Origin of the sequence: Marinobacter sp. P4B1, assembly GCF_001447135.1 — a bacterium.
Classification (GTDB): Bacteria; Pseudomonadota; Gammaproteobacteria; order Pseudomonadales; family Oleiphilaceae; genus Marinobacter; species Marinobacter vinifirmus.
Map to the genome: position 1 here is coordinate 1 of NZ_LLXM01000012.1, position 11415 is coordinate 11415.

Annotated in this window: 10 protein-coding genes; 9 read left to right on the top strand and 1 reads right to left on the bottom strand. The window is 55.8% G+C overall.

What is annotated here, in order from left to right; all coding sequences use genetic code 11:
- Nucleotides 1-146: 146 nt before the first annotated feature.
- From AQ621_RS09395 to AQ621_RS09435, 9 genes are all read left to right on the top strand, one after another.
- A complete protein-coding gene (locus tag AQ621_RS09395; RefSeq protein ID WP_058341244.1) occupies nucleotides 147-1271 on the top strand; it encodes a glycosyltransferase family 4 protein in 1125 nt (374 codons plus the stop codon).
- 87 nt (nucleotides 1272-1358) lie between these two features.
- A complete protein-coding gene (locus AQ621_RS09400) occupies nucleotides 1359-2375 on the top strand; it encodes an NAD-dependent epimerase/dehydratase family protein (RefSeq protein ID WP_058341245.1) in 1017 nt (338 codons plus the stop codon).
- Between the two features lie 118 nt (nucleotides 2376-2493).
- Entirely contained in the window at nucleotides 2494-3756 is a 1263-nt protein-coding gene (gene tviB / locus AQ621_RS09405; RefSeq protein WP_058341246.1) for a Vi polysaccharide biosynthesis UDP-N-acetylglucosamine C-6 dehydrogenase TviB, read from the top strand.
- Nucleotides 3753-4877: a glycosyltransferase family 4 protein gene (locus AQ621_RS09410; RefSeq protein ID WP_058341247.1), complete on the top strand. Its 1125-nt coding sequence runs from the start codon at nucleotides 3753-3755 to the stop codon at nucleotides 4875-4877. The genes tviB and AQ621_RS09410 overlap by 4 nt, the downstream gene beginning before the upstream one ends.
- The gene (locus tag AQ621_RS09415) at nucleotides 4874-5470 is read left to right on the top strand and encodes a sugar transferase (protein WP_058341248.1); all 597 of its coding nucleotides are present in this window, start codon (nucleotides 4874-4876) and stop codon (nucleotides 5468-5470) included. Before AQ621_RS09410 ends, AQ621_RS09415 begins: the two co-directional genes overlap by 4 nt.
- On the top strand, nucleotides 5467-6093 hold the full coding sequence (locus tag AQ621_RS09420) for an acetyltransferase (protein ID WP_058341249.1): 627 nt from the start codon (nucleotides 5467-5469) through the stop codon (nucleotides 6091-6093). The genes AQ621_RS09415 and AQ621_RS09420 overlap by 4 nt, the downstream gene beginning before the upstream one ends.
- Nucleotides 6094-6223: 130 nt before the next feature.
- On the top strand, nucleotides 6224-7240 hold the full coding sequence (locus AQ621_RS09425) for a DUF2235 domain-containing protein (RefSeq protein ID WP_058341250.1): 1017 nt from the start codon (nucleotides 6224-6226) through the stop codon (nucleotides 7238-7240).
- Between the two features lie 162 nt (nucleotides 7241-7402).
- Nucleotides 7403-8578 carry a DegT/DnrJ/EryC1/StrS family aminotransferase gene (locus AQ621_RS09430; protein WP_058341251.1) on the top strand — a complete coding sequence of 392 codons (1176 nt, stop codon included), beginning with the start codon at nucleotides 7403-7405 and terminating at the stop codon, nucleotides 8576-8578.
- Nucleotides 8579-8846: 268 nt separating this feature from the next.
- Nucleotides 8847-9974, top strand: a complete 1128-nt coding sequence (locus AQ621_RS09435) for a Fic family protein (RefSeq protein ID WP_082641012.1) — start codon at nucleotides 8847-8849, stop codon at nucleotides 9972-9974.
- Nucleotides 9975-10214: 240 nt separating this feature from the next.
- On the opposite strand, the gene AQ621_RS09440 is transcribed toward AQ621_RS09435, so the two are convergent.
- Nucleotides 10215-11347, bottom strand: a protein-coding gene (locus AQ621_RS09440) for an IS3 family transposase (RefSeq protein ID WP_145840233.1) whose coding sequence is annotated in 2 segments (ribosomal slippage) — nucleotides 10215-11077 and nucleotides 11077-11347 — 1134 coding nt in all. Because the reading frame shifts where the segments join, the coding sequence is not laid out codon by codon here.
- Between the last annotated feature and the right edge of the window lie 68 nt (nucleotides 11348-11415).

Consider the following 11415-nt stretch of genomic DNA (forward strand, 5'->3'; position numbering starts at 1 on the left):
AACATTGATGAGTTGGCGTCGGCTATTGATGATGTGCTCGCCAACCCCAATCAGTTCGACCTGGCGGAGCGCGCAGGGTTCTTTAGTCAAGATAAAGCGATTGATAAATATATTTCAGTGCTCGAAAAAAGGTACTCATAGCTGGGATGAAGGTTCTCCATGTAATTACTGGGCTTAATGATGGCGGTGCAGAAGCAGTTTTGTATCGTTTGATCACCAAAAGTTCAGAGCATACTCATATCGTAGTTTCTCTGATGGATATGGGTAAGTACGGCCCTTTGCTTGAGGACCTTGGGGTTAAGGTTTTCTGCTTAGGAATGAACCCGGGTAAGCCGAGCGTTGGGCGATTTTGGAAGCTCACTCGCCTCATCCGTGCGGAGGCGCCGGATGCTGTGCAGACCTGGATGTACCATTCGGATCTTTTTGGTGGCCTTGCAGCCAGGATGGTCGGTGTAAGGAAGATATTTTGGGGCATTCGCCACTCAACGCTGGAGAAGGGGAAAGCAAAGCGAACAACGATTGCGATTGCCAAAGTTTTGGCGTTGCTTTCACGTATTGTCCCCGAGAGAATAGTTTGCTGTGCGAAGAAGGCGCTAGAAGTGCATAGTGATATTGGCTACTCCCGGAGCAAACTCTTAGTCATCCCGAACGGCTATGACTTGTCGAAGTTCATGGTTGATGAACCGTCAGGCTCGGAGCTGAGAACATCGTTGTGCGTCGGCCCGGAAACCTTTCTTCTCGGCAAAGTAGGCCGCTATGATCCGTTTAAAGATCACGACAATCTGCTTTCCGCGCTCTATGAGCTGCAACTCTCCGGCGTGGACTTCAAATGTTTGCTGGTGGGCCGTGGCCTCACCACCGAAAACTCGGAGTTAATGGCTCGAATCACTGAGCTCGGGTTAATCGAAAAAATCATCCTGGCTGGCCAGCGCACAGATATACCGGCGGTAATGAACGCGCTGGATCTTCATGTTCTTTCCAGTTCCTCTGAAGGGTTCCCCAACGTTCTGGCTGAAGCGATGGCTTGCGGAACCCCGGCGGTCTCTACCGATGTAGGTGATGCCGGTGAAATTGTCGGCGATCCTGCCTTGCTGTGCTCACCCGGAAACCCGAAAGCGTTGAGTGATCTCATGCTGACGATGCATTCTGAGTGGTTGGAGCGGCCTGATGAATGGGCCGAGCGGCGAATCAGGTGCGTTGAACATATTAAGAATAACTTCTCGATCGAGAGAATGGTTGCCGCGTACGAACAGTGCTGGTTTGGTGATTGAACCGGTTTAGCGCCACAGCATCAGTGGTTTCCAATTTGAATCTTCTCGTATTTTTATCAATTTAGTATCCGTTATATAGGTCATTTCATGGACAGATATAAAGCTATCACCGAGGCTTTGCCCGCGGCCCCCAAAACTTGGCTAATCACCGGAGCAGCCGGCTTCATCGGCTCCAACCTCCTCGAACACCTCCTGAAACTAAACCAACACGTAGTAGGCCTGGACAACTTCGCCACCGGCCACCAAAGCAATCTGGATGAAGTTCAGTCCCTGGTGTCGCCAGAGCAGTGGTCCCGCTTCACCTTCATCGAAGGCGATATCCGTAATCTGGAACACTGCCAGCAGGCCTGCGAGGGCGTGGACTACGTACTGCACCAAGCGGCACTGGGTTCGGTGCCCCGGTCTTTGAATGACCCCATCACCACCAATGCGGCCAATATTACCGGTTTCCTGAACATGCTGGTTGCTGCGCGGGATGCGGGGGTGAAGAGTTTCACGTATGCGGCGTCCAGCTCTACCTATGGCGATCACCCGGCGTTGCCTAAGGTGGAGGAGAACATTGGCAAGCCATTGTCGCCTTATGCGGTGACCAAGTATGTGAATGAGCTGTATGCCGAGGTGTTCGCCCGCAGTTACGGCTTCAAGGCCATTGGCCTGCGTTACTTCAATGTGTTCGGCAAGCGCCAGGACCCGGACGGTGCCTATGCCGCGGTTATCCCGAAATGGACCGCCGCCATGGTGCGCGGTGAGGATGTGTTCATCAACGGCGATGGCGACACCAGCCGGGATTTCTGCTTTATCGAAAACGCGGTGCAAGCCAACCTGCTGGCGGCCACGGCGGAGGATTCTGCCAAAAACGAGGTTTACAACGTGGCGGTGGGTGACCGCACCACGCTGAATGATCTGTTCGCCGCGTTGAAGAGTGCCCTGGCGGAGAATGGCGTTGTGTATGACAAAGCGCCGGTGTACCGGGATTTTCGGCCGGGGGATGTTCGGCATTCCCAGGCGGATATTGGTAAGGCGGCGGGTAAGTTGGGGTATGCGCCGGAGTTTCGGATTTTTGAGGGGATTGCTAAGGCGATGCCTTGGTATTTGAAGAACTGAGGCGGTTTCGTCTGTTTGGTGAATGGCGCTGGCTTGTGTAGGGAGCCTGACCCGTGGGGTCAGACCCCTTTGTAGATTCAGGCTAAGAATATTTTTTAATCTTTAATGGACTAACATCATGAAAAAAATTGCTGTTATTGGCCTCGGCTACGTAGGCCTCCCCCTCGCCGTGGCCTTCGGTGAAAAACGTCCGGTTGTGGGTTTTGATATCAACGCTAAGCGCATTGCCGAGCTGAAGCAAGGCGAGGATTTCACCCGGGAAGTTTCTGCCGAGGAACTGGCCGCTGCTTCCCAGCTATCGTTCACTGATTCCCTGGATGACATTGCAGACTGCACGGTGTTTATCGTTACCGTGCCCACGCCCATTGATGACTACAAAACTCCGGACCTCACGCCGCTGGTGAAGGCCAGTGAGAGTGTGGGCAAGGTGCTTAAATCCGGCGATATTGTGATTTACGAATCCACCGTGTACCCGGGTGCCACCGAAGAGGTGTGTGTGCCGGTGCTGGAGCGGGTGTCTGGCCTTAAGTTTAACGAGGACTTCTACGCCGGTTACAGCCCGGAGCGGATTAACCCGGGAGATAAGGAACACCGGGTAACCACCATTATGAAGGTCACCTCCGGCTCTACCCCGGCCATTGCCGAGGAAGTGGATGCCTTGTATGCGGGTATCATCACCGCCGGTACCCATAAGGCCAGTTCCATCAAAGTGGCGGAAGCGGCCAAGGTGATCGAGAACACCCAGCGGGACCTGAACATTGCGCTGATGAATGAGTTGGCCATGATCTTCGCCAGGCTGGGTATTGATACCCACGAAGTGCTGGCCGCAGCCGGTACCAAGTGGAACTTCCTGCCGTTCAAGCCCGGCCTGGTGGGCGGCCACTGCATTGGGGTAGACCCGTACTACCTCACCCACAAAGCCCAGGCCATTGGCTACCACCCGGAAATCATACTGGCCGGCCGGCGCACCAACGATGGCATGGGGCCCTATGTGGCGTCGGAACTGGTAAAAGCCATGATTAAAGCGGGCCACACCATCGCCAATGCCCGGGTGCTGGTAATGGGCTTTACCTTCAAAGAAAACTGCCCGGACTTGCGCAACACCCGGGTGATTGATGTGGTGAAAGAACTGCAAGATTTCGGCTGCCAGGTGGATGTCACCGACTGCTGGGCCGACAGCGCCGAAGCGCTGCATGAATACGGCATCAGCCTGACGGAAAAGCCGGAGCAGGGCAGTTACAGCGGAGTGATTGTGGCGGTGCCGCACAAAGAATACGCGGCCATGAGTGCCGATGATCTGCGGGGATATCTGAGGGCGGATGGTGTGTTGTTTGACTTGAAGGGTGTGCTGCCTTTGGGTGAGGCGGATTTGCGGCTTTGAAGACGTTTCTGCTGATTGCCAGTTTCCCTGATTCGCTGATCAAGTTTCGCGGGCCTTTGCTGCGTGCCTTGGTGGCGAAGGGGCTGGATGTGCACGTGGCCGCGCCGGATCTGGCCGATGTGCCGGATATCCGCACCGAGCTGGAAGCACTGGGCATTACCCTGCATGACATCAGCCTGAAGCGCACAGGCACAAACCCGGTGGCCGATCTGGCTACGGTGGCAGAGCTTTGGCGGTTGATGCGGCGTATTCGGGCGGATTATGTGTTGGGGTACACCATCAAGCCGGTGATTTACGGTTCGATGGCAGCCTGGCTGGCGAATGTGCCCAACCGTTTTGCTCTCGTGACCGGTTTGGGTTATGCCTTTACCGGTGATGCGTCTGGCAAGCGTGGCTTGCTGCGCAAGCTGATTCAGCGGTTGTACCGGTTCGGACTTTCCAAAAGCCGCAAGGTGTTCTTCCAGAACCCGGACGACGAAGCCCTGTTCCGGCAACTGGGGTTGTTGCCGGCAGACATTCCTTCCTGCGTGGTGAATGGCTCCGGTGTGGATGTGGCGGATTACGCGCTGGCACCCTTGCCGGAGAAGCCTTCGTTTCTGCTGATTGCCCGTTTGTTGGGCGACAAGGGCGTGCGGGAGTACGCTCAGGCGGCCCGAAAGGTCAAAGCCCAATACCCGGATGCGGTGTTCCGATTGGTGGGCTGGATAGACGACAACCCGGATGCCATCAGCCAGCAGGAGCTGGATGGGTGGGTGAACACGGGTACGGTCGAGTTCCTCGGCAAACTGGCCGATGTGCGCCCTGCAATTGCAGACTGCAATGTGTATGTGCTGCCCTCGTATCGGGAAGGGACACCCCGAACTGTGTTGGAAGCCATGGCCATGGGCCGGCCAGTGATTACCACCGACGCACCCGGTTGCCGGGAAACAGTTACGGATGGTGATAACGGGTTTCTGGTGCCGGTAAAGGCGGTGGATGAGTTGGCTGCGGCGATGGTTAAGTTTATAGAGAACCCGGAGCTGGTGGCTGGTATGGGTGAGCGCTCGCGACTGGTGGCGGAGCAGAAGTACGATGTGCATCGGGTGAATGAGTTTATGTTGGGGGAGATGGGGGTAGAGTGATTAAGCGATTGTTCGATGTGCTGGCTTCTGCCTTTGCGTTGGTGGTTTTGTTTCCGGTTATTGTGGTTGTTGCTGTGCTGATCCACCGCAAACTCGGCTCCCCCGTATTCTTCCGCCAAACCCGCCCAGGCCTGAACGGCAAACCGTTCAAGATGGTGAAGTTCCGCACCATGCTGGACGCCACCGACAAACACGGCAACCCCCTGCCAGATGATCAGCGCATGACGCCGTTCGGCAGCTTCCTGCGCGCCACCAGTCTGGATGAGTTGCCGGAGCTGTGGAATGTACTCAAGGGCGATATGAGCCTGGTAGGCCCACGGCCGCTGTTGATGGAATACCTGCCGCTGTATTCGAAGGAACAGTATCGCCGCCATGACGCGCGGCCGGGTGTGACCGGCTGGGCTCAGGTGAATGGCCGAAATGCGATTTCCTGGGAAGACAAGTTCCGGCTGGATGTGTGGTATGTGGACAATCAGTCGCTTTGGTTGGATGTGAAGATTCTGTTCCTTACGGTGAAGAAGGTGCTGGTTCGGGATGGGATTAGTGGGGAGGGTGAGGTGACTATGTCTAAGTTCACCGGGAGCAAAGACTGATGCGCCTTGCCATTCTCGGTGCCAGTGGCCACGGCAAGGTGGTAGCCGATGCTGCCGGGCTGGCGGGCTGGGATGAGGTGGTGTTTTTTGATGATGCCTGGCCGGGGCTGACGAAGAACGGCCCTTGGGCGGTTGTTGGCGACACCGCTGCGTTGTTGAAAGATGTTAAGGGCTTTGATGGCGTTGTGGTTGCCATTGGTAATAACCGGATTCGCCAGGTTAAACAGCGTGAGTTGGCGGCTTCGGGTGGCCGGCTGGTTTCGGTTGTTCATCCTGCTGCAGTTGTTAGTGAGTATGCGCTAGTTGGCGCTGGCTCTGTGGTGTTCGCCAATGCCGTTATCAACGCCTGCGCGGAGGTTGGTGAGGGCTGTATTGTGAATACCGGGGCGGTGGTGGAACACGATTGTTTGATGGGTAATTTCGCCCATGTTAGCCCGAATGCAGTGTTGGCCGGTGGTGTTAAGGTAGGCCCGTTGGCTTGGGTTGGTGGGTGTGCTTCTGTGCGGCAGTTGATTGAAGTGGGTGAGGGCGCTGTGGTTGGTATGGGCGCCGTGGTTACTAAGGACGTACCGCCGGGAGTTATGGTGGTGGGTAATCCGGCTAGGGTGCTTGAGCCCCGTTAAGGCTTTTAGCCACGGACACTCACGGACGCTCACGGACAAAGAAAATTATTAGTTTTTCGTCCGTGTGGGTCCGTGAGTGTCCGTGGCCATAAAAGGAATTCTAACTAACTCCAGGGAATAAGGAGGCACCATGAAAAACATCATCATTTGTTCAGACGGAACCTGGCAATCGCCGGAATCCGACACGTCCACCCACGTTCTGCGCCTGGCTGAGGGCATTGCCCCGGAAGATGCCGCCGGTAACAAGCAGGTGGTGTTTTACGACTGGGGAGTGGGTTCGGAGGGTGACAAGTTCTCCGGCGGTATTACCGGCCAGGGCATCGACAAGAACATTCAGGATTGCTACCGCTTTGTGGTGCATAACTACGAGCCGGGTGATGCGCTGTATCTGTTCGGGTTCAGCCGCGGTGCCTATACCGTGCGTTCGCTGGCGGGGCTGATTCGCAACTGCGGGATTTTGCGGCGTGAGCATGCCGAGAAGGTGGGCCATGCCTATGCCCTGTACCGCAACCGCGGCCCGGCCTCTGCCCCCGGGCGGGAGAAGGCGGAGACTTTCCGCAAGAATTATGCGGTGGCGGATGTCAGCCGTATTCATTTTATCGGGGTGTTCGATACCGTCGGCGCCCTGGGCATTCCCGCACCGTTTCTGGGTACCCTGGGCACCAGCCGCTACCTGTTCCACGACACCGAGCCCAGCCGCATCATCAACCACGCCCGCCATGCGGTGGCCATAGATGAAAACCGGCAGGATTTCGAACCTACCCTGTGGAGCTCCAAACCGGGGATTGATTTGCAGCAGGTGTGGTTTGCCGGTGTGCATACCGACATCGGCGGCGGCTACCCGGACCACGCCCTGGGCGATATCCCCGGCGAATGGATGGCCCGCGAAGCCCAGGCCTGCGGCTTGGGGCTGGAACCGCACTTCCTGCTGCGCCTGAACCCGGATTATGCGGGGCGCAAGCACAATGAGTACAAGGGCTTCTATAAGGCCATGGGGCGCAAGCACGTGCGGGCGGTGGAGCCGGTACTGCATGAGAGCGTGCGGCGGCGGTGGGAGGATGATTCGGTGCCGTACAAAAGCCCTGGCTTGGCGGAGTTGGTTGGCCGTGTGGGGTGGGGCGGGGTTGCTGTGGTGGGTGACTGCTAAAGACTTTTTTTGCCACTAAATCCACTAAAAAACACGAACAAAGATTACTGACTGAAAAAACCAAAATCTCTTTGTCTTTTATTTCGTGTTCTTTCGTGTTCTTTCGTGGATTTCGTGGCAAACAATCTTTCATCTTTTTCTTTAACGACATACAGAGTGACCATGCTGAACGGACCTTTTTCCCCGTGGCCTTCTTTTTCTGATGAAGAGGCCAATGCAGTACGCGATGTTCTTCTCTCCAATAAGGTGAATTACTGGACTGGCCAGGAGTGCCGGGAGTTTGAGCGGGAGTTTGCGGTGTTTGCGGATTCTGAATACGCCATTGCCCTGGCCAACGGTACCGTGGCGCTGGATTTGGCGTTGAAGGCGCTGGGGATTGGTGCGGGGGATGAGGTAGTGGTTACACCGCGTACCTTCCTGGCGTCTGCTTCCAGTATTGTCACCGCCGGGGCGGTGCCGGTGTTTGCGGAGGTTTGCCCGGAGTCCCAGAACATTACGCCGGACACCGTGCGCCAGGTGATTACCCCCCGCACCCGGGCCATTGTGTGCGTGCACCTGGCCGGCTGGCCGTGTGACATGGACGGCTTTATGGCGCTGGCGGAGGAGTTCGGGCTGTATGTGATTGAAGACTGCGCCCAGGCCCACGGCGCGCGCTATAAGGGGCGTTCGGTGGGGTCGATTGGCCATGTGGGCTGTTGGTCTTTCTGCCAGGACAAGATCATGACCACGGGCGGCGAGGGTGGCATGGTGACCACCAACGATAAGGCTCTGTGGTCCAAGATGTGGTCTTACAAGGATCACGGCAAAAGCTGGGAAGCCGTCTACGAGCGCGACCACGAGCCCGGGTTCCGCTGGTTGCATGAGAGCTTTGGCACCAACTGGCGGATGATGGAAATGCAGGCCGCCATTGGCCGCATCCAGCTGCAGCGCATGCCGGACTGGACCACCAGCCGGCAGAGCAACGCCCAGGCCATCTGGGACTGCGCCCGCGAACTACCAGGCCTGCGCGTGCCCGAGGTGCCGGCGAATGTGGAGCATGGGGCTTATAAGTGTTATCTGTTTGTGGAGCCGCAGCAGCTGAAGCCGGGCTGGGACCGGGACCGTATCCTGAATGCCATCGTGGACGCCGGCGTGCCGTGTTTTTCTGGCTCTTGTTCGGAGGTGTACCTGGAGAAGGCGTTTGATGGCACCGGCTGGCGCCCTGAAGGTGGCTTACCTGTGGCGCGGGAGCTGGGGGAGACAAGTTTGATGTTCCTGGTGCACCCTACGTTGACGGAGGGAGAGATTGGGAAGACTTGTGAGGTTTTGGCTTCTGTGATGGCTGAGGCTGGGGTTTAAGGACTTTTTTTGCCACTAAATCCACGGAAGGACACGGAAAAATGAAAAGATAAGGACTGTTTGGCCACGAAATCCACGAAAAAACACGAAATTAAAGATAGAAAGCTTTTGGTTTTTCTTATCAGTCATCTTTGTTCGTGTTTTTTCGTGGATTTCGTGGCAAAAAAATATTTCACTCCAAGGAACGGGAGGCCCAGTTTCGGTTGAGCCGTTAAGTTTTTCTAACGGCTCATTTTTCGTGCTAAAGTGAGCCGATAGATTTCTTCTAATGGCTCATTCGATGTATACATGGCAACTGGACAACTGGCCCGCTTACAGCTTTGATCAGAAATCTGCAGAGCTCTGGACGAGTAAGGCTCTTGCGGCGTCTCATAAGATTCTTGGGGCGATGGCGGTTGTGCCGGAAAGCCTTGGTAGCGAAGCGAAGTTGGACCTTCTGGTCAGCGCTGCGATCGAAACCAGTGCGATTGAGGGTGAATCGCTTAATCGCGAGGATGTGCGCAGCTCCATCAAGAATCATTTTTTGAGCCCCAATGAGAAGATGGCGGTACATGACCCGGTAGCGGCAGGTATCTCCGCTCTGATTCTTGAAGTGATGGATCTTTACGAAGAACCATTAACAGCGGAACGCCTGCACCACTGGAATGAACTGGTGCTTCCGGCGCACAATTCTGGCCCGTTTCTGGGCCCGGCCGGCATAGCGGGGCAGTGGCGTACCCATCCAGATGCCATGCAGATCGTCTCTGGCCCCGTTCACAATCCAACGATTCACTTCGAGGCCCCGCCTTCTGTGCGTGTGCCCGAGGAAATGCAGCGGTTCCTGGATTGGTTTGAGGATGGCTCCCGCGCCTTACCTGGTGTGGCGCGTGCGGCGATTGCTCATCTGTGGTTTGAAACGATTCACCCCTATGAAGACGGTAATGGCCGGGTGGGGCGGGCTGTTGCGGATGTGGCTGTGTGCCAGATGCTGGGGCAGCCGCTGATGATGAGCCTGGCGACGGTGTTAAGCCGACATCGGAAGGCTTATTACCAGCAGCTTAACAAGGCGTCGAAAGATACGCTGGATGTGACGCCTTGGGTTAATTGGTTTGGCGAGCGGGTTGTTGAGGCGTTGGATGGTGCGTTTGATGTTATTCAGTACGTGGTGAAAAAGGCCCGCTTCTGGGACGGGCTCGACACTGAATTGCTGAATGACAGACAGCTTAAGCTGATTCGCAGGATGCTGGGCCAGGATGCGCCGAGCTTTGAAAATGGGATCAATGCGGCGAAATATCAGAACTTAACGCGTTGCTCCAAAGCCACTGCTACCCGGGATCTCCAACACCTGGTTGCGGAGGGCGTGCTGGCGCCCATTTATAGAAAAGGGCGCTATGCTCGGTATAAGTTGGATTTGTGATTTTATGGGTTAAAGACTTTTTTGCCACGAAATCCACGAAAAAACACGAAATTAAAGATAGAAAGCTTTTGGTTTTTCTTATCAGTCATCTTTGTTCGTGTTTTTTCGTGGATTTCGTGGCAAAAAAATCAGTAAAAGGACTAGGTGATGCTCAAGGAAAAAGAGCTCTGTTTGAGGTGGACCCCATCAGTTGGACAGCCTGAAGGTGCAGTTAAGCTCTGATCCGGCTGTATTCCCGGCTCAAGCTGCCAGGGTCATGGGTTGTTGGTAGTACACCTCATCCGGTGTTTGGTAATCAAGGGTTTGGTGGTACCGGGTCTGATTGTAATGCCGGAAGTACCGGTGGAGCGCCTGCTTCAAGTGTCGGCCATCCTCGAAGGCAGTGAGGTAGACGCACTCGTGTTTGACGCTGCGCCAGAGCCGTTCCACAAAGATGTTGTCATGGTAGCAGCCTTTGCCGTCCATGCTGATCCGGATGCCATGCTCTTTGAGAACGCTTGTGAAGGCCTCGCTGGTGAACTGGACGCCCTGATCGGTGTTGAAGACCTCCGGTGTTCCGTGGCGCTGTAGAGCCTCCTCCAGTGCATCGACGCAGAAGTCTGTGTCCATGGTGTTGGAGACTCGCCAGGACAACACCTTGCGGCTGTACCAGTCGATGATGGCAACCAGATACATGAAGCCCCGGGCCAGCGGGATATATGAAATATCTGTTGCCCACACCTGGTTGGGGCGGTCGATTTTCAGCCCTGTGAGCAGATACGGGTACACCTTGTGCCCATCGCCCGGAATGCTGGTTCTGGGGCGCGGATACACCGCCTGAATGCCCATGGTGCGCATCAGCCGCTGCACCCGCTTCCGGTTGACCCGATAGCCCTGGTGCTGCAAGTGGACCCGCATCTTGCGAGAGCCATAGTACGGCGTTTCCAGGTGCTGTTGATCAATCAGGTACATCAGATCCAGATCCTCCTGACACTGCTCACGAGGGACGTAGTACACCGATGAGCGGCTCAGCTTGAGCAGCTCACACTGGCGCGAAAGACTGACTTGGGGATGACCACGCTCGATCATCGCCAACCGCTGTTGACGGCTTACTGATCGAGCTTGCGCGACAAAAAATCGCGTTCCACCGTCAGTCGGCCAATCTCTCGGTAAAGTTCGTCTGTGCTGGGCTCATCGGATTGCTTGCCGGCTTTCTTCTTGCCTTCGAAGAGGCCCGGGGCATTCTCCAGCAGTTCGCGCTTCCAGGTGCTGACCATGGTGGGGTGGATCTGGAAACGGGCAGCAATTTCGGATGTGGTCTGGTCGCCCTTGAGGGCAGCCAGGGCGACTTTGGACTTGAATGATGCGCTGTATTGCTTGCGTTTCTTGCTCATGATTCTCCTCCTTATGGAGATGATGAATCAGAGCTTAGGCACCTGTCCAAAATTTGGGGTCCACTTCA